Origin of the sequence: Mesorhizobium sp. M4B.F.Ca.ET.058.02.1.1 (assembly GCF_003952505.1) — a bacterium.
In the GTDB taxonomy this organism is placed as follows: Bacteria; Pseudomonadota; Alphaproteobacteria; order Rhizobiales; family Rhizobiaceae; genus Mesorhizobium.
This window is the reverse complement of record NZ_CP034450.1, coordinates 4,789,115-4,813,493: the sequence shown is the minus strand read 5'-3', so window position 1 is coordinate 4,813,493 and position 24,379 is coordinate 4,789,115. Positions and strand designations below refer to the sequence as shown.

The following is a 24,379-nucleotide window of genomic DNA, read 5'->3' as shown; positions in this document are numbered from 1 at the left end:
GCTCCATTCAATTGGCAGGCGAAGCACGACACATTCTGCCGTCGACGGCCTCGAGACAGCGTGAACACTGCACTGGCTCGCCATTGCTGTCTTGATCAGGGCCAAGAAGGATGTCCGGAACGTGTCATCTCGTGGCGCGCGTGCTCAGACCCGGGGCTCCGATTCGTCCATGGTCACCTTTGTGTCATTTTGGCTATAACGAAACTGGGCATCAGTAAGTCCGGCCGCGTCGGACAGTTCTGCGGCTAGCAGCTGAGCGGGCAGGATGTCCACGATTGATCGTGCCACGCGGTTCTGCAAAGATGGCACCTTCACAACTGCGAGGTTTTTGGCGTCCTGAGGCGACTCGCTTGCGGTTACCAGAAGAACTGCACAGCCGATTTCAGCCAATTCCTGCGCCAATCGCACTTCGCGGCCGTCACCAAATATCAAAATCCCGGTTGCCTGATCCATCGATTCCATCGGGCCGTGCAAGTAGTGCAGCGTGTCTGCGACGCCGGTGGGCACCCTCGCAGCCTCGCGAATGAGCAAACAAGCCTCGCCCGCCGTACCCAAAGCCGATATCGCGCCAACGCAATCGATCGCCCGCTGGTCATGAAACATTTCTCCAATGCGTGCCATCTTTTTCGCAGAGGTTTCCAAGACCTCGCTTGCTATCAGAGGAATGTCGTTCCAATTGAAGCTGTCTTCACCGCAGAGCGCATCTATCAGCAGCCCGCCTGCCAGCAGCGAGCCTGTGTAGCCGGTGCTCGACGGCAGTGAATCCGGACCGGACTCGAAGCGAAGTGCTGCCGAAGCGGTGCGTGACAGCGGGTCGTTGCCTCCGCTTGTAATCGCGAGGGATGGTAACGTGCTGTGGATGGTGAGTGCAGCGATTGGCTCGATGCTTCTTCCTCCGACAGAAAAGACTATGATCGCGTCGCCAGGGTCCCCCGGCTCCATGAGATCGACTGCGCGCCAAGTATTTGCTCGTCTGCCGCGGCGTTGCAGCTCACCGGCCACTACCCCCGCTGCCTCGTAACTCGCGCCTATTCCTGTAACGACGACAGTCCCCTTTTCAAATGGCGCGAGATCAAGGTCGCGAAGCTGCGTTCCGACCACTTCCAAGGTATGGCGAAACTGATTGGGTTGACGGGCGATCGTTGACCTGTAAATCATTGGATATCCATATGTTGAGAGACAATTGAGGTCTCTGGGCCATCCCCGGCACTGCAAAGTTGCCGCGCCAAGACGCAGGCGCCTAAGACCGGCGGCTTGTCGAGGAAGGTGACCGCCACTGTCGCCCCGAAACGATCGGAAATTTGATGGGAGAACGCATTGGCTAAAAGTGGCTGGGCGAGGATGACCCCTCCGCCTACCACCACGTCTTTGTCGGACACGCCCGCCAACTTCAGGTGGTGAACTAATTGGGTCAGGGCCGCTGCGCCCTCGTCAATAACGCGCTTAGCCAACGACGAGCCTTCATTGGCTGCGTAGAAGATAACGGGTGCGTGTCGCCCCAGAGCCGAGGCACCGCCTTCCTTCGCGATAGCGGTGCCGATGTTCGTGGGGCTATTCAGTCCAAATGCCTCACAAAGCGCTTCGACAAGCGGCTCTGACCTTGCCCCTCCGAGGTCAATGTGCCGTCGCACTGCTCGACCAGCCTCACGTACTAAACCGGGAGCGCTCCCTTCGTCTCCGATTGCCCAGCCCCAACCGCCTGCGACATGCATCCTGCCTTTCTGGTCCCGAGCAACGGCGATTGAGCCAGTTCCCGCGACGACACCAATTCCGCTGGAAAGCCCCATGGCTAGGGGAAATAGCTCTGCATCGTTGACGACCCTCAACGGGCAGGCAAAATGATTGGAAAGTGGTTTTTGCAGGATGGCACACTCGGCCTCATCATCACATCCATGAGAGCCAATCGCGATGCCGTTGGGAGTGGCGCCATCCGCAAATCCGCTGATTAGCGCGATTAGTCCAGGAATATCGTGGTCATAGGCTCCACAACGCCATTCACTGGTCCTCACCACCAAGTCGCGGCCCATGCCCTGTTCCAGGCAGCTTCTCAAATGCGTTTTGGTGCCTCCGATGTCGACACCAATCGATATAGAACCCATCTCGTCATCTCTGTTCGCATTCGCGCCCAGCGGCCGCGGTCCCAGTCTCTCGCTGAAGGAATATCACTTTTTTTTCGTCTGTCAAAGATGGCTTTTTTCATCATGCGCGACTCTTTCCCCGCGCGGCGATGATGGTCAAATGCCGTGCAAAAAGGCTGGCAGGCGGCTGGGGGCTCTAACGAAAACAATGTTCACGGCTTGGCAATCTGCTGAAAAATTCCTATTGCTTTCACTGCCTGTGTCAATCAAGCCTAGGGAGCTGGAGCTCGGCGACATCAAGGGAATCGTAAATGCAGGAAAAGATCTTGGCGCGCTTGCGTTCGTCTCAGCCCAGCCTCAGTCCGGCGCTCCTTCGCATCAGTGAGTACGTCCTTAACGATCCCGCGAAGGTCGTGAACCAAACTATCACGGAGGTTGCTGACGGATCCGGATCGAGCGAAGCGAGCGTCTTGAGGTTCTGTAGAGACATCAAATTTTCGAGCTTCCAGCGTTTCAAACTGGCATTGGGGATCGAACTCTCCACTCACCAGACAATCAGACACGCCAGCCCGTCTGGTGACGTCATCGACGACACGCTGTCGACGGCCATCACCGCGCTCAAGCAGACAAAGGACCTGTTGAACCACGCCGCTCTCGAATTGGCGGCAAAACAGATCATACGAGCAAAAAGCATAGATCTGTACGGGTTCGGCGGCTCTGCGAATGTGGCCCGATACGCGCATTACTTGTTTGTTCGATTCGGACTGGTGTCGCGCGTGCTGGACGACCCACATCTCGCCGTCATGAGTGCAGTGAATCTCGGGCCGAAGCAAGTCGCACTGGCAATTTCGGAATCTGGCTCGAGCAAGGATACAATCAACTCACTTATGGCGGCCAAGGCGGCTGGCGCATTTACCATCGCAATCACCTGTCATATACGCAGTCCGATCGCTGCCAACGCGGACGCTGTACTGGGAGCATCCTCAACAGACACGCCCATCACGCGAGGAGCATTCTCCAGGGTCGCTGGACAATATTTGATCATCGACATCCTCGCCAACATGATCGCTAAAGATGGCAGCAAGTTCCAGGCGGCTATGCAGCGAACCGCAGAAGCCACCATAGATAAAAGCTTTTAGCCGAAACGTTCGCGCAGGTAGTCGTTCAGGAAGCGACCGTCCGGGTCGAAGCGAGCCCTTTGAGAAATAAAATCCCCGTATCTTGGGTACAAGGCTTCGATCTCGGACCGGCCCAGGCTGTGAAGTTTGCCCCAATGCGGACGACCTTTTACCCAGGAAAAGATTGTCTCGCAATCGCGGATGAAATCCCAGTAGTCCTCTCCTGCTGCGCCGGACACCGATATCATTGCGGTCTTCCGCTCAAAGTATGGACTCAACCAAATATCGTCAGCCGCCACGGTTCTATACTCAACCGGGAATATCTGCGACGGATGCTTCGTCTGGATCAGCTTGCGTATTTCACGCAATACCGCCGGACCGTCCTCGTAGGGCACCGAGTATTCGCATTCGTTATGGTTCGGCATCGGAATTGAACCCGGAAATATCCGATAGCTGGGCCCTATTCTCTCGCCGGCCTGTGCTTCGACAGCTGCTGACGGCTGAGTTGTGACGTTCAGCGTTCTGATTTCGCAGACATCAGCTTTACTGCGCGTACGACCAATGCCAGACGTGTCGGGCAGGCTGTATAACGATGCCGAGTGTTCGGTCGGGCACCAGAACACGCGGAGGCTCCGGTTTTCCTGACATAGCTGATCCAAATGATTCATGCATTCTTCAAAATCCTCACGCCATATTTTGTCATGAAGATCAAAAGCAGGAACAAGCTTCATCGTGACGGAAAGCACCACGCCAAGCATTCCGAGACAAACTTTCGCAGCGTTGAGGACATCGATGTCTTGCGAAGCATCGAAATTGGCGATGGATCCATCGCCCATCGCTATCCGCATTCCAATTATCGGGCCCGCTAAGCATTGCAAACTATCGCCGCTGCCATGCGTACCCGTCGATACGGCCCCGCTCATCGTCTGCAGATCGATATCGCCCTGGTTGGGCAATGCCCAACCAGCAGAACGCAGTTCAAGGCCAACGTCACAAATCCGCGTTCCGCCGCGGAGGGTTACGCTGCCGTTGGTTGGGTCGATATTTTCGATCCCTGTTAGACGCTCCGCGGAGATTAGAACTCCGTCCGTGGGGACAATCGGCGTATAAGAGTGCCCCGTACCCACTACGCGGACGCGCAGATTGGTTGAAGCTGCTGTCTTGATCGTTCTGCAGACGTCATCGTCCGAACTTGGCATTTCGAAATGCTTCACCCGACAAACCTGATTGCTCACCCAGTTCCGCCAAATCATGCTAGGGCCGAGTGTCTGCGCTCTGGTCTCTGAAGAAGGCAATGGAGTTCTCCTTGCGTGTGTTTTCTCGCTGCTAGGTGCTGGGGCAGCCGCCTCGGCCCGCCAGAATAGGGTCGTCACGCTGTGCCCAGCGCCGACTCATTTTGGCAGGCATGACGGATATCATCATCGACATAGATACAAAAGAAGATTATCTCCATTATAACTCGGTGCCCCGGCAGACCGACCAAGGACTGGCGACGCATCCACACTCGATACGACCGATGCGCGCACACATTCTTGTCAGCAATCGCCTTCGCTGCAGCGTTCATCTTCTGGATCAATGAGATGCTGTAACGGGGCCTGCGTCGTGCGCTGCCCGTTACCGATTGCATGCTGACCGGTTGCCGCCGACGCTCCCGTATCTGATTCTGACAGGAGGATTACGGGATGAAACTGTTCATTGGGTTGGATGTCTCACTCGCCAAGACTGCGGTCTGCATTGTCAGCGAGCACGGCAAGATCGTGAAGGAGGCTGAGGTCGGCAGCGATCCCGCGGCGCTGACGCAATTCGCGCTGGAGCAACAGGGCGAAATTGCGATGATCGGGATGGAAGCCGGGCCGTTGTCGCGATGGCTGCACCGTGGGCTGACCGAAGCCGGCCTGGAAGTGGTTCTGATGGAAACCCGGCAAGTGAAGGGTGCTCTGAAAGCCATGCCGATCAAGACAGACCGGCGCGATGCTGAAGGTATTGCCCGGCTGCTACATTTGGGCTGGTTCCGGCCAGTCCATTGCAAGTCGGTGTCTGCCCAGGAGATCCGCGCACTCCTCGGGGCGCGCAAATCCATCCAGCAGGGCGTGATCGCTCTGGAAATGTCCTTGCGCGGGTTATTGCGGAACTTCGGCTTGAAAGTCGGCGCAATCTCCAAAGGACGGTTTGATGCTCGCATTCAGGAACTGGTTGCCAGCAACACTACGCTGGTGGCGGCAACCGAGCCGATGCTTCGCGCCCGTGCCACCCTCCGCCATGAACTGGCGCGACTGGAGCGGCATGTGCGCAGCCTAGCACAGGACGACCCGACCTGCCGCTTGCTGATGACCATGCCGGCCGTTGGCGCGGTGGTCGCATTGACCTTCAAGTCGGCCGTGGATGATCCGGCTCGGTTCTCGTCGTCGAAGAAAGTCGGCCCGTGGGTCGGCCTCACCCCTTCACGGCAGCAGTCCGGCGAGCGCGACGTGACAGGCGGTATCACCAAAGCCGGTGACGCCCATTTACGCCACGCCTTATGCCAGGCCGCAACCGTCATGATGAACCGGGGCCGTGGGTCGTGGTTGCGGACATGGGCCTCGCGGGTCGCGAAACGGCGCGGCACCAAGCGGGCCATGGTGGCCTTGGCGCGTCGGATCGGTGTGATCCTGCATCGGATGTGGCTGGACGGAGGAAACTTCCGCTGGGAAGGAGCGCCAGAGCCGATCCATGCATGAGCTAATCTCCGTGTTGAAGTCTGCCTGAGCGCAGACCTGCGAGGTCCCCGACCCGGGACGTGGTCCCGATGACGCCGCGGTCTGGACTGATGCCGCCCCGCCGGGCGAGCACGCCAATGAGATGGGCGCATCGGAACCATATTGGACAAGCATCATGTTGGCGGCCGCCGCGCCGACCACGGACCGAAGCATGAACCCGGGCAGAACCTCATACGGCAGGAAAGCAGGCGATATAGCACAACCAAAATGCAATCACGCTCTCCGCACACCCGGATGGGCGATCCCTTCTTGCATCAAATTTGCCTTGACGAGGACGGCCCCGTTACCGAAGGAGCGCCAGAGCCGATCCATGCATGAGCTAATCTCCGTGTTGATGTCTGCCTGAGCGCAGACCTGCGAGGTCCCCGACCCGGGACGTGGTCCCGATGACGCCGCGGTCTGGACTGATGCCGCCCCGCCGGGCGAGCACGCCAATGAGATGGGCGCATCGGAACCATATTGGACAAGCATCATGTTGGCGGCCGCCGCGCCGACCACGGACCGAAGCATGAACCCGGGCAGAACCTCATACGGCAGGAAAGCAGGCGATATAGCACAACCAAAATGCAATCACGCTCTCCGCACACCCGGATGGGCGATCCCTTCTTGCATCAAATTTGCCTTGACGAGGACGGCCCCGTTACCGAAGTCCTGACCCTAGCCGACACGGCCTTTGGTCGGCGTCTCGGATGAAGTCTAGAAATGCTTGCGTCGGCTCCAACCAACGTCTCTTCTGGAGCGGAAACACGCTCAGAGATTTTTCCACTCGGCGGTGTCGCGTCGAAGAAGCGTTCTGCAAAGAATAGTCCCCCGAAACCACCGTCATGAACCACAGGGACATAGCTGTGACGATTGATATTTCGCGTAGTTACATCGGAAACCGACTCGCAAGTCATAAGATGAGGTCTAGGTGTCATTATCATTCCAACCGTAAGGCCTGCCTGTACGTGCCAATTTCCGCACTTACGTCGGCGAGTTCTTGATAATCGTTTTTCCGCACGAAACTTAAGCTCCCATGGGAGAAGGCGAGGAAATCAATGCGCGGTAGCAACGACGAGCCTGTCTCTCGAGTAATTGTAGAAGCGAGAATCAATTCTGAGTTTCACGTTTGAAGGACGATTCCCAGTGCAGCGTCTGGACCCGGAGGCGTCTAGGAATCCAACAGCAGCATTCAACCAGAACCGAAATTCACCCACGTCGAAATGCGCAATGTTCGAGCGTATGGTCTCAGCGGCATGCTTTTCATGGACCCGCGCCAGCTTGCAGATTGTCATTGCCAGCATGATTGGCTGGTCGTTAGCCCGCTCCCACAGGAAGTCGTCGTCTAGAAATGATGCTTCGTCAGCATCCGAAAACTCGAATCCACTACTGTCCCGTACCTCGGCAAGATTTTCATAGGGATGACTGTGGAAATCACCGATGAGCGTCAAGTGTGGTGCCCATCGATCCATCAGTTCGCTCTTCAGGCGGACAGCCTGATCGTTGGGCTTCACGCTGTTCCGTGATCGCTCGGCTGAAATGCTGAGACTCATAAGATCGACATGGAAATGGGTCGTTCCTTTCGAGTCCTCGCGACTGAAGCCCCAAAGATACCCCAGCGTTTCCAGCTTTGTCCGGCGCGGACGACCATCTCCGAGAACATAGGCTTCCAGTGTGGCAAGCGTAATAGTGTGACGAGCTGCATCAGAAAGGGAAATGGTGAACTTCATCGTGCGTTACCTGAAGGTGCCTCCGATTCGTTTCCGATCAACGGCCAGCCACGATCCTCACTGGGGCTTCGCTGGTCCAAATCGCGATATATCCGACCTAGTCGGCCCGAATCCTGACCTTGATCAGGATCTCGCACGCGAAGTCCTGACCAAGAAGCCATCGCTGGTACGTCGGGGGCTTTATCGTTCCCGCCTACGACGGTGTTGCGCCTGTGATACCTGACGGCGAGGAAACCATCGAAGAAACCGCCGACGACCTTCTCGCCAGTGAGACGCTGGACTCCGCTGTCGAGGAGGAGGTCGATGAGAAGGATTCGACTGACCAACCACCGCGGGACAGGTTTCTTCCGTCGTCGATAGGGTTGACGGTGGTTCTTCCGGAAACGGTGAGTCAAGTCACGCTGCGCGCAACATGGGGAACTATAAGACGGAGCCCCCATTGCCCGATGCGCTCCTCATTCCCGAAGTGTCGGGAAAGGGCAAGCCAAACCCAGAAAAGCCCGAGAACCTCCGTTGGGTTCGGGTTTCCGGCGAAGCCGCGATCGTCCTCGACGTCACTCGGAACCAGTCCGGGATCCCGCTGCCGGAAAGCGCTGCGCCTCACAGGCCGGGCGGCGGCATCGAAGTCGCCGTTCACACCGTGTGCTCCGTCAAAAGACTCCGGAAGGGGCTGAAGAGCGTCTGCGCGTCATCACCGTCTTCTTGGTAAACCGTCGACGGAGCACAAAGGCTCCGTACAAGGACGTGGCCTACGCGTTCCAGACCCGGATCGAGCTCGAATGTGCGGATGGATTTTATCCGCGCAGCGACCTGTCCACCTACCAGTCCGATGATTTCGAACTTAGGCTGGGCGATCTCCATTATCGCGATGTCCGCGAATATGCCGTTGGTCGCAACACATCTGCAGGCTGGCAAGAACGGCGTGACGCGACGAACGATCCGCTCCCCGTGACGCGTGTTTGGACCGATTTCCTTCCGCAGCAGGAGGTGGAGCGTGTCGTCCCGGCAAGGAGCGATGGCGTCGAGTTCGGCATGGAGGCTCTCGCTCGGGCTGCCGTTTCCGGAGCCGAAGCGGTCAGTGCAGCCTTGGATTCACTGCCTGAACTTTACGCCGAGTGGCGGCGGGGTCAGGAAGGAATGATGACAGGGCTTGCGCCGAGACGGCTAAAGACGGGCCAGGCGCTTCTGGAAAATGTTGACACCGCCGGCAGCAGGATTCGCGATGGGATAGATCTCCTTAAGCGTGATACGGTGGCGCGTGAAGCATTCGGGCTGATGAATACGGCGATGGCGATGGCCAACCGCCGGCGCGAGGCAGTGATCCAGAAGAGGCTGCCGGGCGATGTAGACCCGCCAACATGGCGGCCGTTCCAGCTAGCCTTCGTCCTCCTCAATCTCGTTGGCGTGACCGACCGAAACAGTGGTGAGCGCGAGATCGTCGACCTGCTTTTTTTTCCGACCGGCGGCGGCAAGAGCGTATCTTGGACTTGCCGCCTATGCGATTGTGCTGAGGCGGCTCCGCGGATCTGGCGTGCTGGGTGCGGGCATCAGCGTCATCATGCGCTACGCGTTACGCCTGCTCACGCCGCTGGTCTCGTCTGCGCGCTCGAATTCCTGCGGACCCATGATGACAATGGCCGGAAGACGCTTGGCGAATGGCCGATCGAGATTGGACTCTGGGTAGGCGGCGCAGCCTCACCGAACAATCCAGCCGCGAAATTCTTCCGACAAGGACGCCGCGACGACCTGGCTGAAGCGGTACCAGAGCAGACCTAAGACGAAATCCCCGGTGCCACTGAAGGCATGTCCGTGGTGTGGTGAGCCCTTCAAGCCAGAGAGCTTCCACTTCACGCCCAACAGGACGGCTCCGCAGAATCTAGTGCTCAAAATGCGAGAACGCCGAATGCGACTTCACGCGGGATCGACACCTGCCGGTGCTCGTGGTGGACGAGCCAATTTACCGCCGTCTTCCCGCATTTCTCATCGCCACGGTGGACAAATTTGCCTCCCTTCCATGGATTGGCAAGAGCGGCGCATTCTTTGGACACGTAGACCGGTATGATCCGGACAAGGGGTTCTTCGGCGCGTATGAGCCAGGCGAAGGTCGCCCCTTCGGAAACGGGCATCGGCTCGATCCGCCGGATCTTGTCATCCAGGACGAACTGCACCTGATCTCTGGCCCGCTTGGAACGGTGGCCGCACTCTACGAAACAGCGATCGACCTGCTGTCGTCGCGGCCGGGTCTTCATGGACTCATTCGTCCAAAATCGTCGCTTCGACCGCGACCGTCCGAAGGGCGGAGAAACAGATCGCAGCCTTGTTCGATCGTTCGGAGACGGCCGTATTTCCGCCACCCGGCATCCACCGTACCGACAGCTTCTTCGCCAGGACTGTGCCATCGACACGAGAGCCAGCCCGCCTCTACGTCGGTGTGGCGAGTCAGGATCGCGGGCCTAAACTCCTCTTTCTTCGGAGCATGCAGACCCTGCTGGCAGGCGCGCAGGCACCGACTTCCAGCCCGACGCAAGAAGGGGAAGATCCCGCCGATCCGTATCTGACAGTGCTCACGTATTTCAATGCGCTTCGCGAGCTTTGGGGGCGCTCCTCGCATCTCCTCAGAACTCCGCTGCTTCCAGCTGGCGGCTGAAACCCACAGGCGCAGCCAGCTTGGTCGCTAACCGCATCGATCGCCTCATGGTGTCTGCCATGAATCCGTGTGCGTGAAGCGCTCCAGAGCGAAGATGTTGGGCGTCAACCAAGTTCACCAATGAGCTTCACTGCTCGAGTTCTGCACGGTGTCACCGACTGGCGCCGGAGGTTGATCCGGTGATTAGGAAGAGCACTCGTTGTCGGATTCTCGACGATGTCGGACATGTGACACAACGCTTCCAGAGCGATCGCATTGTTCCGAAACGATTTTCCCAGTTGGCACGACGGTTGCGATCCTATGCGCAAAAGCCCTGCGATGCCGCACCGACTGGAAGAACTCATCAATGATCACGCTTTTCGAACATGTGGGCGCCGCTACCAACACTGAGCGTTCCCGAGCCGACGGAAGCCTCTATCCCTTCTTTCTGAAGGCTGTCCGGACATGAACGCATTTGATGTCCGTCCAACGCTGGATGCTCCCGACGACGATCCCTATCTCTGGCTTGAAGATGTAGAGGGCGAGCGGGCACTTGCCTGGGCCGCCGGCCAGTCGGCAAAGACCCTGAAGCACTTCGGTGGAACGCAGTTCGAGCGCGACCGGGCGGCTCTGACAGCCATTTTCGACAATCGCGACAACCTTCCCCTGATCGCGCGCCGTGGTCAGTACCTCTACAATTATTGGCGAGATGCCGGAAATCCACGCGGACTGTGGCGCCGGACCACCCTTGCCGCCTACATGAAGGCGGATCCCCAATGGGAGCTACTGCTCGATCTAGATGCTCTCGCGGCTAGCGACGGAGAGGATTGGATCTGGGACGGCGCGTCCGTCGAGCCGGAGAGACGGGAAAGAGCCGTTCTGCGCCTGTCGCGCGGCGGCAGCGACGCGGTCGTGCATCGCGAATTCGACCTGATCTCTCTGAGCTTTGTCGCCGACGGTTTCAATCTCCCCGAGGCCAAAGGCTACGTTAGTTGGCTGGACCCTGACACGCTTCTGCTTTCCAGTGCGCTTGGTAATGGCATGGCCACCCGCTCCGGCTATGCGCGCACCGTGCGACTGTGGAAGCGTGACGCGGATCCCCTCACCACGCCGGTAATCTTCGAGGCCGGGTTCGAGAGCCTCGAGGTGTCTGGTCATTCGGACCGCACCGGCCGCAGCGAGCGCCTTTGGTTCATTGAGAAACGGGCCTTCTACGAGAAGATCAGTTGGATCGGCGACAGGAGCGGGCCGAGGACGCAGATCGATCTTCCTCGCGACGCGTCGTGGCGGGTCTTCGGCGACTGGCTGGCGGTAAGGCCGCGCAAGCCCTGGACGGTGGGAGGCACCACCCATCCCGCCGACGCGCTGATCGTCATCTCGCTTTCCTCTTTCCTCGCAGGCGGACGCCGTTTTGAGACCCTGTTTCAACCAGGGGAAAGGCGCTCTCTGCAGTCATTCTTCTGGAATGACGAGAAGCTCATTATCTCTTACCTCGTCAATCTCGTACCGCGTTTCGAGATGTTCACTCCCGGCCACCAGGAATGGACGCGCCGAGTCCTGGACACCCTGCCCGCCGAAGGGACTGTCCACGTCTGGTCATTCGATGCGGCAGTTCACGAGACCAATGGAGAGGTTCTGGTCTGTGCTCAGGATCCGATCACGCCGCCGCAGCTCTTGCTATTCGATCTCAATGCCGCGCCGTCTCTCAGCGCTTCAGCAATCCTGAAGCGCAGCCCGGAGAATTTCGATGCATCCGGACTGGTGGTCACGCGCCACGAGGCAGTCTCTATCGATCATGAGCTGATCCCCTACACGCAGGTTGGTCCGGCGAACGGGAACGGAGATGCTCCGGTTCACCTTTCCGCTTATGGCGGGTTCGGCACATCACTCCTGCCCTACTACAACTCCCCGCTGGGCAAGCTGTGGCTCGAGCGCGGCGGCACGTGTGTGGAGGCGAACATCCGCGGGGGCGGCGAGTTCGGCACCCGCTGGCACGATGCCGGGCGCAGGGAGGGCAAGCGTCTCGCCCATGACGATTTCGCCGCCGTTGCCGCCGACCTCGTGCGAAGGGGCATCACCCTGCCGAGGCGGATTGCCGCTGAGGGCGGCTCAAATGGCGGCCTGCTGATCGCAAACATGCTGACCCGCTATCCTGAGCATTTCGGGGCTCTGTTCTGCACAGTTCCGCTTATCGACATGCGTCGCTACACCAAGCTCTTGGCGGGCGCGAGCTGGATCGACGAATATGGCGATCCGGACAAGGCTCACGATTGGGCTTTCCTGAAGGAAATCTCCGCCTATCACGCCGCGGCGCCGGGACAGCCCTATCCGCCTATCCTGATCGCCACCACGAAACGCGACGACCGCGTCCATCCGGGCCATGCGCGCAAGATGGCCGCAAAACTGCAGGCTCTTGGCTATCCCGCTTACTTCTACGAGGCCAGCGCAGGCGGGCACGGCTACGGCAAGGACAATCGGGAGCAAGCCGCATTCATCAGTCTAGGCACCAATTTTCTCCGCAGCGCAATCGGCTTCAACGATCACCTTCCGGAGATGGCGGAACGCGTTGCAACGCAAGAGGAGCGTTTGAGCTCCATCAACAATTCATTCGAGCAGGAGACGAAATAGTGCAGTGCATCCTTTCTGAACATCAAGGAGTGAATATCATGGCGAGAACGCGAATGGGCGTAGCGCGGGCAATAGCAGCGGCGGTGGCCCTGATCATCGTGGGACAGCAGGCCGTCGCCGCGGAGCCTGCGCAAGCAGAGACCGTCCTGGCGGAGACGGGAGCCTCGGTCACCGAAGCGCCAAGCCCTTGGCAGGTCCGCCTGCGGGGTTGGGCGTCGTTACGAAAGATCTGGGCTACGTTGATACGCTTCCCGGCTCCGGTCTTTCCTATTCGAACACGGTGACGCCGGAACTCGATATCTCGTATTTCTTCACCGACAACATCGCCGCCGAACTCATACTCGGTACCACCTATGCCAACATCGCGGGCCAAGGGACGATCGGTGGGTTGGGCAGCATCGGCAAAGTTTGGCTGCTGCCGCCGACGCTCACGTTGCAGTACCATTTTACCGATTTCGGCGCGTTCAAGCCCTATGTCGGCGCCGGCGTGAACTACACGGTTTTCTATAACCAGGACACCGGCAGCGCCGACGCTCTCAAGGTGAAGAATACGTTCGGCACGGCGCTGCAGGTCGGTTTCGACTACATGGTGGACGAGCACTGGGGCGTCAACTTCGACGTGAAGAAGCTTTTCCTGAAGCCGGACTTCGACGTCACGGTGGCCGGCGCGAAGCTGACGGGGAAGGCGGAGCTCGATCCCTGGCTGATAGGCGCAGGTGTCACCTACCGCTTTTGAATATCAGAGTGAAGTCTGCTTCCCGACTGCCGGTTTAAAGTGAAGGGCGCCTCGCGCGCCCTTTTTTACGGTCGACACTGCAGGGCAAGACCTCATGAAGCTATTCTCGGGCGGGGTTCTCTTCTGGCGGACCAAGAAGGTGCACTGGCCAACCGGCCTTGCGCCTGAGATGGAGTGCTTAGAAGCGCTTTGGATCGGGACGGGCTTTGGTATTATGGGTGGAATGCTTCAGCCAGACCATTTGCCAGCATCGTCTCCCGGACGTCATGTCTGAGCTTCGTGTCAGCGCAAGGCGAACACGCGGCTCCTAGATGCCGACACGATGGCTGGTTCAGCCATGCTGCGACAGTTGCCTGTTTTTTCAGTTCCTTTGCTGTTCGCGCGCTAACCGCAACGCTCCATACCAGTCTCGCGTGCCTGTCCCCGTGGGTGGGCGGCAAAAAGCGATTAGGCCCGCTGAAAGCGGCGGACCGCATCCGAAGGACCGTAACGAAGAGAAGGACCTGAAGCGAGAGCGAAGGTTGCGGGAGCCCGCGGCGGGCCTAAAAGGGAATGCCGACCAACCCCCACGCCCCAGGGAAGGCTGACAAAAACCGCAGCGGCCGACTGTCCAATAGCCGCGCCAGGGCGAGCCAAATGGCAGGGGCTGCCGGGGCCCCTAAGAAAAGCGGGTTGGGTTCACGAGCCCCCGACGCGCGCCATCAGGCCGCTAGCTACTTGGAGGGCGGGTGCATCAGGCCTGTTTGTCGGGCCGAACCAGATCCATGTGGCTGACGCCGAGGGCCAATGCCAGTTCATAGATCGTGATAATTGTCGGATTTCTTCGGCCTTTCTCCAAGCCGCTGATGTACTGCTGACTGAACCCGGAAATCTCCGCAAGCTGCTCCTGCGTCAGACGCTTCCTTTGCCTGATCCTCTGCACATTCCGTCCGACCAACTTGCGCATATCCATGCACGCAAGCCAGCGGATCAGGCAGCTTGAGCTTATCAACTATAATATGTAATCCACATTTTGCAGGCAGAGGGCTTCGCGGGTCCATTGGCCGGAGATAGAATTAGCGATATTACAGCCCAAATCAAACACGCCGTTTGCCGACGAGGTCCCCTGGTCGGACCGCATTACAGCCTACGACAAGGACCACTTTACAACCTATATGAGGCTCCTGGACGCCTCAGCCGACAACGCCACTGAAGAGGAAATGGCCCATGTGATCCTCGGCATTGATCCGGCACCGGAGCGCGCACGGAACGTTCTTCGCAGTCATCTCGACCGTGCAAACTGGGTGGTGACGAGCGGCTACAAGGATTTGTTCGCCAGCTGACGAATGGGCGGGGCGGTCGCTTCGCTTCAAGCAACGAACTCGCTGTAACCACCATGCATCGGCGCATCACCACAGCGCGAATGCGCTCCAAGATGATCGCGAGGAATTCCAGTGGGCGCGGATGGCCCAGCGCTTCGCTGTCTCATCGTTTTGTCCTCCGCTCGCCAATGGCTGCTTCCCAGGAACCGGTGCGGCGGCGAGTCATGACTGGAACGGGCCCGCCTTCTGAGCCGCACCACATCCGAAGGACCGGAACGAGGAGAATGACCCGAAGCGAGAGCTAGCTGTGGAGCCTCAGTAGGTTGTCCCGATCTAAGCCGATGCGACTGATGGGTGGTTTTGATCCTAGGCTGCCGTTAGGCCTGTGCCAATTGTACCGATGAAGCCAATGCAGCAGTTCGTCCGTGTTGAGAGCTGTTGTAGGCTCGCGCGTAAGCCCATTCGCGCAGGCTGGTCTGGATGAAGCGTTCGGCCTTGCCATTCTTTCAAGTTCAGGACTGCAGTTCGTGCTGACACTCAAGCGCGTATAGAGTTCGAGATCACTCACCCGTTCCATCCGTGGCGCGGCCAGCGCTTCGTGCTGTCGACACGCAAGCAGAACTGGGGCGAGGACCGCGTCATGTTCTACGACGCGGAGGGACGGCTTCGCTCACTGCTTGCGTCATGGACGGACGTCGCCGCACCCGATGTTTTCATTCAGGTCTCGGCGGGTAGGTGACCTGGCAACCCTGGCGGCGTTGATCGAGCAGATCGAGCGCAGCCATGTCGGCTGAATGCGTGTCAGGCAATTATGCCGCATATGTAAACCTAATTATGCCCCGCATGCAGGCGTTTCCATGGGCGCCGGCCTCGTTATTGCGAGGTGTTCCAGCACATCGTCAGCATTGAAGCTGCCTTCATTAGATTGAAACGTTCTCTGTTGAGGCGTAATTTGATTTACAAACAAGGAAGGGGATATACCATGTCCAACGAGACCAAACGCGATCGACTGCGCCAGCTCGGAGCACTCAACGCGCGGCCCGAAGCCGTCCGCGCACCCTGGTTTCGTGAATCCAGCTTCTTCGATCCTCTCGATCTCGTGCAGGTGAAGTACGAGATGCTGCGTCACGTCCAGGAGGATGGCGTCAACAAGGCCGATGCCGCCGCGCTTTTCGGTCTGTCGCGGCCAACCTATTATCAGGCCGAGGCCGCGTTCGAACGCGAGGGCATTGCCGGCCTGCTGCCGCGCACCCGTGGGCCAAAGTCGGCCCACAAGCTCACCGAGGAGGTTATGCATCTCATCGAGCAGAACCAGCACGCGGGTGCCCCGCTGCAGGCGCGATCCCTGGCGCAACTGCTGCATTCGACGCTCGGTATCAGTGTCCATCCCAGCAGCATCGAACGCGCGATCGCCCGTAAAAAAAAACGGTGAGCCCCATGCGCGCACCCCGATGCTGCCGCACGGCTGCAAGGATTTCTACGAGACGCTGCGCGCCGCCGTCCTGTGCGGTCAGGCCTGCGTCAAGGACACCGGCGCCATCGTTTTTCATCGCTTTTGGCAAGGGCTGGCGGTGCTGATCGCGGCTCCTCAGCCTTCCCCGCCGATGCATCGGCGGCCGGAACCACCGCCCACGGCTTCGGCTGCAGTGCACGATCGCCAGCTCGTGCACATGCTCGCCAACATGTGCTGGCAGCAGAGATCCGAGGCAATCATGTCTACTGACATCGCCATGAAGGTTGACGCCGACCATCTGCGGCGTGATGCATTCCTCTACGTGCGTCGGTCCTCTCTTCGTCAGGTGTTCGAGAACACCGAGAGCACCAAGCGGCAATACGCCTTGCGCGATCGCGCAGTGGCGCTGGGCTGGCCGATCGAACGTGTCCACGTCATCGATAGTGACCTGGGCCTCTCCGGCGCGCAGTCGCAGGACCGCGACGGCTTCCAGCACCTGGTGACCGAAGTGGCGATGGGGCATGCAGGGATCGTGCTGGGGCTGGAAGTGTCGCCTAGCACGCAACAATGCCGACTGGCACCGTCTCCTTGAGCTGGCCGCTCTGTCGCGTACGCTCATCATGGACGAGTACGGCGTCGACGATCCGGCCTATTTCACGATCGCATGCTGCTCGGGCTGAAGGGCACGATGAGCGAGGCCGAGCTGCACGTTCTGAAGTCGCGGCTGCAAGGCGGCATTCTCAACAAGGCGCGCCGCGGCGAGCTCGAGATGCCGTTGCCGATCGGGTTGGTCTACACCCCTGACGCGCGGGTCGTGCTCGATCCCGACCGACAGATCCAGGACACGGTGCGGCTCCTGTTCGATACCTTCCGCCAGACCGGCTCGGCCTGCGCCGTCGTGCGCCGTCTGCGCGGCGAGAAGATCCTCTTTCCCCGGCGTATCCGTCGCGGCATCGGCAAGGGCGACGTCCTGTGGAGCGGGATCGACCATTCCCGCGTGCTGCAGATTCTGCATAACCCGCGTTATGCCGGCGCCTTCGCCTATGGGCGCACGCGCACCGCCTACAATGCCAAGCTCAAGTCCGTGCAGCTGCGCGTGGCGAGATCCGACTGGCAGGCGCTTATTCCCGAAGCCCACGAGGGCTACATTTCCTGGGCCGAGTATGAGCGCAATCAGTCAGCCCTGGAACAGAACGCCGCCGGCTTTTCACCTGGCCTGCGCGGGCGCATGCCCCGCCAGGGCAGCGGTCTGTTGCAGGGACGGCTACTGTGCGGCCGCTGCGGTGCACGCATGCGGGTCCATTACGAGCCGTTCGAGGGGCGGCTGCGCCCGTATTACGTCTGCAACGAAGCCGTCGTGCGGCACGCCGGCAAACATTGCCAATGGGTGCGCGGCGCACCGGTCGACGACGCTGTGAGCGCGCTCCTGCTGGAGGTGATGGCGCCGGCAGCGATCGATGTCGCGGCATCAGCCGCCTGCCGGCTGTCGAAGGCGACAGGCCGGCGAAGAAGAAGTTCAAGACCTATCCGATCGGCTACTTCCACATCGACGTCGCCGAGGTGCGCACCGAGCAGGGCAAGCTGCACATGTTCGTCGCCACCGATCGCACCTCGAAGTTCGCCTTCGTCGAACTGCATGAGAAGGCCACCACTGCCGTCTCCAGAGACTTCCTGCTGCATTTGGCGACGGTCTTCTGGTTTATCCCATAGCGTTTGGCCACCGCCCTCAGGCTCTCTTATGACGCTGCAGACAACGATGCAGTGACGAGCGCGTCAGATGCGGGATTGTCGGCTGCATTGCATAGAGGCAGTCGTCGAGCGGCAGCAGCGTGTAGCGGCGGAAAGCGACAATGACCGCCTCCTCGATCGAGAGCACCGTCGATCGCGGTTCCTTCGGACCAGTCGGTAGATCGGCCACCGAGGCCCGCTCCCACCATGGGGGACGGCGCCCGTAACGGCATCATCCTCGTGAGAGGCGTACCAAGATGGCTGCTGTCGAGCACTCATCTGAAGGAGCACCATCCATGAACAATATTACCACCGAACTCAGCGCTGTTGCCACTATTGGCCTCGATCTGGCGAAGCATGTCTTCCAGGTTCACGCGATCGATGCCGCAGGCCGCGTCGTCACGACCCGGGCGCTGCGGCGGAAGGATGTTCTGACATTCTTCGAATCCTTGCCATGCTGCCTCATTGGCTTGGAAGCGTGTGCCTCGGCCCATCACTGGGCTCGCGAACTCATGAAGTTCGGCCATGACGTGCGGCTGATGCCGCCAGCCTATGTGAAGGCTTACGTGCGTCGCCAGAAGAACGATGCCGCTGATGCAGCAGCCATCTGCGAGGCGGTGACGCGCCCTTCGATGCGTTTTGTGCCGGTGCGATCGGTCGGGAACCAGGCGGCGCTCATGCATCACAAGGTACGCGAACTTCTGGTGGCCCAACGCACCCAACTGCTCAATGCCCTTCGCGGCCATCTGGCCGAAATCGGGATCATCGCCGCCCAGGGACCGAACAACGCGCGCGCCTTGGCTACCCTCGTCATCGAGGGCAACGACATGATCCCGGCGACCGTGCGTTCGGCACTGTTGCCGTTGGTGCCTGACCGAACTCGATGCCGAGATCAGACAAACCGATCAGGCTATTCTGGCCCTCGCCAAGAATGATGAAATGGCACGCCGTCTGATAACCGTTCCCGGCATCGGGCCCCATTACTGCCTCGCGCTCCAAGATATCTCTGCCTTCTCAGGGTCCGCGCGAATTCGCCGCCTTCTTAGGGCTCACGCCACGGCAGAACTCCTCCGGCGGAAAGGGGAGCCGCCGCGGATAAAACGCTCGATCTGAGCCGGCATGAGATCGGCAATCGGTCAAGGCCCTCCTCGACCCCTTTGGATGCTGCCAGCCGGTGATGGCCACGAGTGCTGTCTAGGTTAGCGAGGCCACCTTCGATGCTCCCAACGGATTGTGGCCAGATAGCGCGATTTGCGCTTGAAGATCATGCACTCAGGACTTGAAGATCATGCACTCAGGATATGACAGTGCATCCTTGGCATCGCGGGCGCTGAATAAGACAGGATTTCGATGATGAGGGCCGCAGCGGCATGGCAGTCCGCTCATGCGGATCATAACTTCATCCACAAAGGATAACACCACGGGCCGGCCTCGAGGACATCCTGACACAGGGCTTCCAGACTATGGTGGTGGCGCACCGCTTTGCCCTTACCTTTCCTCGCCGGCGCCACTCACACGCGCGAAGTTTTCCGGTCGAAGTGGGCTTCGGATTTACGTCCCTTCGACTCGAGGGCATCGGCCAGCCGTCTTGCGTCGTGACCCAATTTGCCTTCGGGGCGCTTCAAGCTTGGTCAGTACCGCTTGGCGGGGTTGCCAATCGGCGATCCCAACGTCGGATTTGCCGCCGGCCTATGCAGCGCCGATGGTGGTCAGATGAAAAAGTGCCGAGATGAGAATGGCGTTCATAACTTGCGGTTGTTCCCATAACGGCCTTCTGACACCCATAGCTGACAGCAGCCTGAAAGCCGCCGGACATTTGCGCCACGGGCGTTCAGCCTATCGTCAGGTTTCGTCAATAAGGCACGAATCCTGCCCTACTATTGGAGCTCGGCATGCGTATATTGCTCATTGAAGACAACAAGGACCTTGGCAGCGCTGTACGCGAACATTTGATGGGTGATGGCCACGCGGTCGACTGGGCCAAGGACCTGTCCGAAGCGCGGGATAACGCACGTGTGGTCTCCTACGAGCTTGTTCTGCTCGATCTTTACCTGCCAGACGGTAACGGCATGGACTACCTGCGGGAGATGAAGAAGCAGCCTGATTCGACGCCGGTCATCATCGTGGCAGCTCGCTATCAGGTCGAGGACCGCATCGAGGGGCTCGACGCCGGTGCCGCCGACTATTTGGTCAAGCCGTTCCATTCCGGCGAACTTTCCGCGCGAATTCGTGCCGTGGCGCGTAGTCATGGGAAGTTCCCGGAGCCATATTCTGTCGGGACGCTGTCCATAAACTCGGCCGAGCGGCGCGTCGAGCGCGACGGGCAGCCGGTCTCCCTGACTGCACGCGAATGGACTATTCTCGACCGCCTTCTATGCCGACCCGGAGCGGTAGTTTTGAAGCGGAACATCGAGGAAGAACTCCTTTCCTTAGGTTCCGAAACTGAGAGCAATACTGTGGAGGTTTATGTTAGCCGCCTCCGCAAGAAGATCGGCCGGGACCGAATAGCGACAGTGCGTGGCTTGGGGTATAGGGTCGTGGCCGAATCGCGGAACTGCACCGATAACCACGCCGTCGATCTTGTCCAACGGGTTCGGGAAATCGTTGATGACCTCTTGAAAAAGCCGTGGTTTGCCGGACGGCTAACCCTTGACGTCGACGGCTGCCCCACTTGGGTATGCAAAGGACGCATCGTCGGTCTGGTTTCCGTCGCGCTTCGATACCTACTCGACAACGCACTCACACATGGACTGCCCGATATCCCGACAACAGTTTCCGTCCGAGCTGATGGAACCATCGCCATTGTAAACGCAGGACCGGTGGCGCCGCTCCCAGACCTTGACGAGATAACAGAGCGATTTAAGTGTCTTGCGACTCGGGCAACGGTCCCAGGCCATGGTCTACCCATCGCTAATCATCTTATCAAGCAGGTGGGTGGCAGCCTTGAACTTGCCTCGCCTGCCCCAGGTCGCAAGGATGGTTTTGAGGCGGTTATTCGAATCCCTCGATGACACTGGTTTGCTGCAGCGACCAGGTTGGGCGTAGGAAGTATTGTACGCTGCTGGGCAACGAGAATGTCAAACAGTGGTGGTAACCAAACCCGCGGTGGGCCGGCTCGCCAGAGGAAGTCAGCTTTCGCGGGGCACACCACATACCAATCCACTGGCGTGGGACAAGCATACCGCGGCCTCGCCGAAGCTTAAGGCGTTTACACTTGCGCTGACAACTTAGATCTAGGATTCCCAGATCGTGTCCCAGGGAGTGGTGTCGCCCTCGATGGGTCTTTCAAGGAACGCTTTGACCTTGCCGTCTATCTCTTCGCACAGCCGGCTGACCTGGCTTTTGGAGATGCCGCTCATGCCCATGGCCTTGACCAGCGTCGACCGAGCGGGTCGAGATACCCTGGACGTAGGCCTCCTGGATGACGGCGGTCAGCGCCTTCTCGGCCATGCGGCGTGGTTCGAGGAAACCGGGGAAAGAGGAGCCCTTCCTGAGCTTGGGGATGCGCAGCTCGACGGTGCCGGCGCGCGTCGTCTCCCAGTCGCGCTCGCGATAGCCGTTGCGCTGGGCCGTGGCCACGGGCTCTTCTCGCCATAGGCGGCGCCGGTGACGGCCCCAACCTCCAGCTCCATCAGCCGCTCGGCGGCAAAACCAATCAGCTCGCGCAAGAGATCGGAGTCCGGAGTCTTCTGCACGAGCGCGCGCAGGTTCATCATGTCGTCGGTCATCGATGGTTCCTTCGAATCAGGTTGGTGTCAGCAACCCGACCTTACCGGCGAACTGTCGATGACCACCGCAAAGCCGCTCGCTCGCTACAGCGCTATCGAGGGCGCGCTCGCGAGCGGCTGTCAATGACCGTGGAATCCGGACCCCGCATTTTCGCGTAAAAGGGACCCCGGTTTGGGGCGGTGAAGGGCACGCCGGTGAGCGCCCGATCAGGCGAAGCTGGTCGGGGTTGCACAGCCTGATCGGGCGCGGCTGATTGGCTTTTCGACTTCAGCTTTGGGATCGGCTTTTGAAGCGCCAGGAGTCGTTTCCGGTCTCGACGATTTCGCAGTGGTGCGTCAGGCGATCGAGCAGCACGGTGGTCATCTTGGCATCACCGAAGACGCTCGGCCATTCGCCGAAGGCGAGGTTGGTGGTGATGATGACGCTGGTGCGCTCGTAGAGCTTGGAGACGAGATGGGAGAGCAACTGCCCGCCGGCCTGGGCGAAGGGAAGATAGCCGAGTTCATCGAACACGACGAAGTCGAGCCGAGTGAGATGGTCGGCGATACGTCCCTGTCGGCCGGCACGGGTCTCGGTCTCGAGCCTGTTGACCAGGTCGACGACATTGAAGAAGCGCCCGCGTGCACCGTTGCGGATCAGTGCCCGGGCAATGGCGATCGCCAGATGCGACTTGCCCGTGCCGGTGCCGCCGACCAGGACGACATTGCGCTGATCGGCAACGAAGGCGCCGCCGGCGAGATCACGGATCAGACTCTCGTTGACTGGCGTCCCGGTGAAGTCGAAGTCGTCGATGTCTTTCGCCAGCGGCAGCTTGGCGACGGTGAGCTGGTATTTGATGGAGCGCGCCTGCTTCTCCGATATCTCGGCCTGCAGCAGATCGCCGACGATCCTCGGCGGCTCGTGCTGCCGCTTGATGGCGACGCCCATGATCTCGTCATAGGCCGATCGCATCCCGTAGAGCTTCAGCACTCCCATCAGTTCCAGCACTTCGGTGCGTTCCATGGCTGTTTGTCCTCCTGAGACTGTCATAGCGGGCGCAGTCGGCGATCGGCTCGTGAGCCAGCTTCAGCGCCTGTGGAATGGAAAGGATCGTGCCCGGCTCCGGATCGCGGCTGCGGGCCAGGCTGTTGAGGATCACCGCCGCCGATGAGACACCATGATCGAGGGCTTCCTGACAGGCCGCCTCGACCGCGTTCAATCCGTCACTCAGCACGCAAGTGAGGATCGACACCATCTGCCGGTCGCCGTCATCGGCAGCCTTGAGCTTGCGACGCACCTTCTCCATGGCCGCCGGTAGAACCCAGCCACGGAATGGTGCGCCGTTGCGTAGTCCGCCAGGCTTGCGGGCCAGCACCGGCACGTAGTGCCATGGATCGTAGATCACCTCGTTGCGGCCGAAGCAGCGGGCATGTTCGCCGACCACCGCACCATCCTGGCGGATGACGATCCGATCGGCATAGGCATGGATCTCGACCGGCCGGCCGACGGTGCTCGACAGCACCGAGTATTTGTTGTTGTCGAAGCGCACCGTGCAGGTCTTCGACACCGAGGCGGGAACGCAGTGGAAGTCGTCGAAGCGCCCGGCATAGGGGATGAAGCTGGCCCGCTCCTCCTCAAACACCTCCCAGACCGTGCGATCGCCCTGCTCGGGATGCCGATGCGCCTTGGCATAGGCGACGCATTTGTCGGCCAGCCAGCCGTTCAGATCCTCCTGAAGCGTAGCCTCGGCGTGAAGAAGCGTTCGCGCACCAGTCCCACCTGGTTCTCGACTTCGCCCTTCTCCCAACCCGACGCCGGCGTGCATGCCTCCGGCTCGACAAGGTAATGCCCGCACATCTGCGCAAAGCGGCGGTTGTAGCGGCGATCCCTGCCGATGAAGATCGCGTCCACCGCCGTCTTCATATTATCATAGATGCCGCGCGTGCACGCTCCGCGGAAGAAGGCGAACGCCCGATCATGGGCGTCAAACACCATCTCCTGCGTCTCGCGGGATAGGCCCGAACGAAGAACATGCGACTGTGACAGAGCCGCATGTGCGCAACCTTCACGGTCACCGTCACGCCGTTCAGCAGGACAACCTCGTGGCTCCAGTCAAATTGGTAGGCCTCACCCGGTGCGAAGCTCAGCGGAATGTAGGCCTCGGCCGCGGCGCTGCCGTGTTGCTCATCCCAGTCCTGCGCATGCCGCCACACCGAACTGTAGCTGCCGTCATAGCCGAGGCCGCGAAGCTCCTCGAAGATGCGGATCAGCGTCAGCCGCTCACGCTGAGGCTTCGACGCATTCGCCGACAGCAGCAGATCCAGCTTCTCTCGCCAGGCTCCCATGCTGGGATAGGGCTGATGCTTGCGCTCGTAGCGGAACTCTGTCTCGTCCGATCGCAGCACCTTGCGCACCACCTTCCGGGAGATCTTCAACTCCCGGCAAATCGCCTTGATCGACTTCCCCTGGACCAGCGACAGCCGGCGTATCTTTGCAATCGTCTCCACAACCAACATCCAAACACAAATGCCTCCGATC

Annotated in this window: 19 protein-coding genes and 7 pseudogenes; 14 read left to right on the top strand and 12 right to left on the bottom strand. The window is 59.8% G+C overall.

What is annotated here, in order from left to right:
• Positions 1–144 precede the first annotated feature (144 nt).
• Together EJ073_RS23400 and EJ073_RS23395 are read right to left on the bottom strand one after the other, a co-directional pair.
• A complete protein-coding gene (locus EJ073_RS23400) occupies positions 145–1,158 on the bottom strand; it encodes a glucosamine--fructose-6-phosphate aminotransferase (protein WP_091597870.1) in 1,014 nt (337 codons plus the stop codon).
• Entirely contained in the window at positions 1,155–2,099 is a 945-nt protein-coding gene (locus EJ073_RS23395; protein WP_051695319.1) for a BadF/BadG/BcrA/BcrD ATPase family protein, read from the bottom strand. Before EJ073_RS23395 ends, EJ073_RS23400 begins: the two co-directional genes overlap by 4 nt.
• Positions 2,100–2,389: 290 nt before the next feature.
• Between EJ073_RS23395 and EJ073_RS23390 the strand changes: the two genes are divergently transcribed.
• Entirely contained in the window at positions 2,390–3,217 is an 828-nt protein-coding gene (locus tag EJ073_RS23390) for a MurR/RpiR family transcriptional regulator (protein WP_029354755.1), read from the top strand.
• Here the strand turns inward: EJ073_RS23390 and EJ073_RS23385 are convergent.
• A complete protein-coding gene (locus tag EJ073_RS23385) occupies positions 3,214–4,431 on the bottom strand; it encodes a D-arabinono-1,4-lactone oxidase (protein ID WP_164783573.1) in 1,218 nt (405 codons plus the stop codon). The two genes, EJ073_RS23390 and EJ073_RS23385, sit on opposite strands and share 4 nt — an antisense overlap.
• A 447-nt stretch (positions 4,432–4,878) precedes the next feature.
• On the opposite strand from EJ073_RS23385, the gene EJ073_RS23375 reads away from it, so the two are divergent.
• A complete protein-coding gene (locus tag EJ073_RS23375) occupies positions 4,879–5,913 on the top strand; it encodes an IS110 family transposase (RefSeq protein WP_126057753.1) in 1,035 nt (344 codons plus the stop codon).
• 1,073 nt (positions 5,914–6,986) lie between these two features.
• On the opposite strand, the gene EJ073_RS23370 is transcribed toward EJ073_RS23375, so the two are convergent.
• Positions 6,987–7,661 (bottom strand): hypothetical protein, encoded by a 675-nt coding sequence (locus tag EJ073_RS23370; protein WP_126057752.1) that lies wholly within the window; start codon positions 7,659–7,661, stop codon positions 6,987–6,989.
• A 744-nt stretch (positions 7,662–8,405) separates the two neighbouring features.
• Here EJ073_RS23370 and EJ073_RS23365 point away from each other — a divergent pair.
• Positions 8,406–9,437, top strand: a complete 1,032-nt coding sequence (locus tag EJ073_RS23365; protein WP_126057751.1) for a hypothetical protein — start codon at positions 8,406–8,408, stop codon at positions 9,435–9,437.
• A gap of 107 nt (positions 9,438–9,544) precedes the next feature.
• Here EJ073_RS23365 and EJ073_RS23360 read toward each other — a convergent pair whose 3' ends face one another.
• Positions 9,545–9,910, bottom strand: a complete 366-nt coding sequence (locus EJ073_RS23360) for a hypothetical protein (protein WP_126057750.1) — start codon at positions 9,908–9,910, stop codon at positions 9,545–9,547.
• An 842-nt stretch (positions 9,911–10,752) separates the two neighbouring features.
• Between EJ073_RS23360 and EJ073_RS23355 the strand changes: the two genes are divergently transcribed.
• The gene (locus tag EJ073_RS23355) at positions 10,753–12,915 is read left to right on the top strand and encodes a prolyl oligopeptidase family serine peptidase (RefSeq protein WP_126057749.1); all 2,163 of its coding nucleotides are present in this window, start codon (positions 10,753–10,755) and stop codon (positions 12,913–12,915) included.
• A gap of 38 nt (positions 12,916–12,953) precedes the next feature.
• Positions 12,954–13,651: pseudogene (locus EJ073_RS23350) on the top strand (OmpW family protein).
• Between the two features lie 733 nt (positions 13,652–14,384).
• Here the strand turns inward: EJ073_RS23350 and EJ073_RS23345 are convergent.
• Positions 14,385–14,603 carry a helix-turn-helix transcriptional regulator gene (locus tag EJ073_RS23345; protein ID WP_029354714.1) on the bottom strand — a complete coding sequence of 73 codons (219 nt, stop codon included), beginning with the start codon at positions 14,601–14,603 and terminating at the stop codon, positions 14,385–14,387.
• Between the two features lie 109 nt (positions 14,604–14,712).
• Between EJ073_RS23345 and EJ073_RS23340 the strand changes: the two genes are divergently transcribed.
• Positions 14,713–14,973, top strand: a complete 261-nt coding sequence (locus EJ073_RS23340; RefSeq protein WP_126057748.1) for a DUF2285 domain-containing protein — start codon at positions 14,713–14,715, stop codon at positions 14,971–14,973.
• Positions 14,974–15,253: 280 nt separating this feature from the next.
• Here the strand turns inward: EJ073_RS23340 and EJ073_RS23335 are convergent.
• Positions 15,254–15,464 (bottom strand): annotated as a pseudogene (locus tag EJ073_RS23335) (integrase core domain-containing protein); the annotation flags it as partial.
• Positions 15,465–15,550: 86 nt separating this feature from the next.
• Between EJ073_RS23335 and EJ073_RS32510 the strand changes: the two are divergent.
• From EJ073_RS32510 to EJ073_RS32500, 3 genes are all read left to right on the top strand, one after another.
• On the top strand, positions 15,551–15,691 hold the full coding sequence (locus EJ073_RS32510) for a DUF5372 family protein (protein WP_245455336.1): 141 nt from the start codon (positions 15,551–15,553) through the stop codon (positions 15,689–15,691).
• Positions 15,692–15,934: 243 nt separating this feature from the next.
• Positions 15,935–16,384, top strand: a complete 450-nt coding sequence (locus EJ073_RS32505; RefSeq protein ID WP_126057747.1) for a helix-turn-helix domain-containing protein — start codon at positions 15,935–15,937, stop codon at positions 16,382–16,384.
• 19 nt (positions 16,385–16,403) lie between these two features.
• Positions 16,404–16,997, top strand: a complete 594-nt coding sequence (locus EJ073_RS32500; protein ID WP_245455335.1) for a recombinase family protein — start codon at positions 16,404–16,406, stop codon at positions 16,995–16,997.
• Positions 16,998–17,054: 57 nt separating this feature from the next.
• On the opposite strand, the gene EJ073_RS32495 is transcribed toward EJ073_RS32500, so the two are convergent.
• The gene (locus EJ073_RS32495) at positions 17,055–17,420 is read right to left on the bottom strand and encodes a hypothetical protein (RefSeq protein WP_245455334.1); all 366 of its coding nucleotides are present in this window, start codon (positions 17,418–17,420) and stop codon (positions 17,055–17,057) included.
• On the opposite strand from EJ073_RS32495, the pseudogene EJ073_RS32490 reads away from it, so the two are divergent.
• Positions 17,304–17,774 (top strand): annotated as a pseudogene (locus EJ073_RS32490) (recombinase family protein); the annotation flags it as partial. The gene EJ073_RS32495 and the pseudogene EJ073_RS32490 sit on opposite strands and share 117 nt — an antisense overlap.
• A 95-nt stretch (positions 17,775–17,869) precedes the next feature.
• Positions 17,870–18,079 (top strand): annotated as a pseudogene (locus EJ073_RS23310) (IS481 family transposase); the annotation flags it as partial.
• A gap of 64 nt (positions 18,080–18,143) precedes the next feature.
• On the opposite strand, the pseudogene EJ073_RS23305 reads toward EJ073_RS23310, so the two are convergent.
• Positions 18,144–18,305, bottom strand: a pseudogene (locus EJ073_RS23305) (IS481 family transposase); the annotation flags it as partial.
• A 124-nt stretch (positions 18,306–18,429) separates the two neighbouring features.
• On the opposite strand from EJ073_RS23305, the gene EJ073_RS23300 reads away from it, so the two are divergent.
• The gene (locus EJ073_RS23300) at positions 18,430–19,068 is read left to right on the top strand and encodes an IS110 family transposase (RefSeq protein ID WP_245455333.1); all 639 of its coding nucleotides are present in this window, start codon (positions 18,430–18,432) and stop codon (positions 19,066–19,068) included.
• 957 nt (positions 19,069–20,025) lie between these two features.
• Complete coding sequence (locus tag EJ073_RS32995) at positions 20,026–21,144, top strand: response regulator (protein WP_126057746.1); 1,119 nt, start codon at positions 20,026–20,028, stop codon at positions 21,142–21,144.
• A 255-nt stretch (positions 21,145–21,399) separates the two neighbouring features.
• Here EJ073_RS32995 and EJ073_RS23290 read toward each other — a convergent pair.
• Positions 21,400–21,861: pseudogene (locus EJ073_RS23290) on the bottom strand (transposase); the annotation flags it as partial.
• On the opposite strand from EJ073_RS23290, the gene EJ073_RS31710 reads away from it, so the two are divergent.
• The gene (locus EJ073_RS31710) at positions 21,848–21,988 is read left to right on the top strand and encodes a hypothetical protein (protein ID WP_190233871.1); all 141 of its coding nucleotides are present in this window, start codon (positions 21,848–21,850) and stop codon (positions 21,986–21,988) included. The pseudogene EJ073_RS23290 and the gene EJ073_RS31710 overlap by 14 nt on opposite strands.
• 141 nt (positions 21,989–22,129) lie before the next feature.
• On the opposite strand, the gene istB is transcribed toward EJ073_RS31710, so the two are convergent.
• Together istB and istA are read right to left on the bottom strand one after the other, a co-directional pair.
• A complete protein-coding gene (gene istB, locus EJ073_RS23285; protein ID WP_126057745.1) occupies positions 22,130–22,864 on the bottom strand; it encodes an IS21-like element helper ATPase IstB in 735 nt (244 codons plus the stop codon).
• Positions 22,797–24,357: pseudogene (gene istA / locus EJ073_RS23280) on the bottom strand (IS21 family transposase). Before istA ends, istB begins: the two are co-directional and overlap by 68 nt.
• Positions 24,358–24,379 lie beyond the last annotated feature (22 nt).

Coding starts and splice junctions, on each gene's coding strand:
- EJ073_RS23400 (WP_091597870.1), bottom strand. CDS start 1,158: ATGATTTACAGGTCAACGATCGCCCGTCAACCCAATCAGTTTCGCCAT.
- EJ073_RS23395 (WP_051695319.1), bottom strand. CDS start 2,099: ATGGGTTCTATATCGATTGGTGTCGACATCGGAGGCACCAAAACGCAT.
- EJ073_RS23390 (WP_029354755.1), top strand. CDS start 2,390: ATGCAGGAAAAGATCTTGGCGCGCTTGCGTTCGTCTCAGCCCAGCCTC.
- EJ073_RS23375 (WP_126057753.1), top strand. CDS start 4,879: ATGAAACTGTTCATTGGGTTGGATGTCTCACTCGCCAAGACTGCGGTC.
- EJ073_RS23370 (WP_126057752.1), bottom strand. CDS start 7,661: ATGAAGTTCACCATTTCCCTTTCTGATGCAGCTCGTCACACTATTACG.
- EJ073_RS23360 (WP_126057750.1), bottom strand. CDS start 9,910: ATGAAGACCCGGCCGCGACGACAGCAGGTCGATCGCTGTTTCGTAGAG.
- EJ073_RS23355 (WP_126057749.1), top strand. CDS start 10,753: ATGAACGCATTTGATGTCCGTCCAACGCTGGATGCTCCCGACGACGAT.
- EJ073_RS23345 (WP_029354714.1), bottom strand. CDS start 14,603: ATGGATATGCGCAAGTTGGTCGGACGGAATGTGCAGAGGATCAGGCAA.
- EJ073_RS32505 (WP_126057747.1), top strand. CDS start 15,935: ATGTCCAACGAGACCAAACGCGATCGACTGCGCCAGCTCGGAGCACTC.
- EJ073_RS32500 (WP_245455335.1), top strand. CDS start 16,404: ATGCTGCCGCACGGCTGCAAGGATTTCTACGAGACGCTGCGCGCCGCC.
- EJ073_RS32495 (WP_245455334.1), bottom strand. CDS start 17,420: ATGCAGAATCTGCAGCACGCGGGAATGGTCGATCCCGCTCCACAGGAC.
- EJ073_RS23300 (WP_245455333.1), top strand. CDS start 18,430: ATGAACAATATTACCACCGAACTCAGCGCTGTTGCCACTATTGGCCTC.
- EJ073_RS32995 (WP_126057746.1), top strand. CDS start 20,026: ATGCGTATATTGCTCATTGAAGACAACAAGGACCTTGGCAGCGCTGTA.
- EJ073_RS31710 (WP_190233871.1), top strand. CDS start 21,848: ATGTCGTCGGTCATCGATGGTTCCTTCGAATCAGGTTGGTGTCAGCAA.
- istB (WP_126057745.1), bottom strand. CDS start 22,864: ATGGAACGCACCGAAGTGCTGGAACTGATGGGAGTGCTGAAGCTCTAC.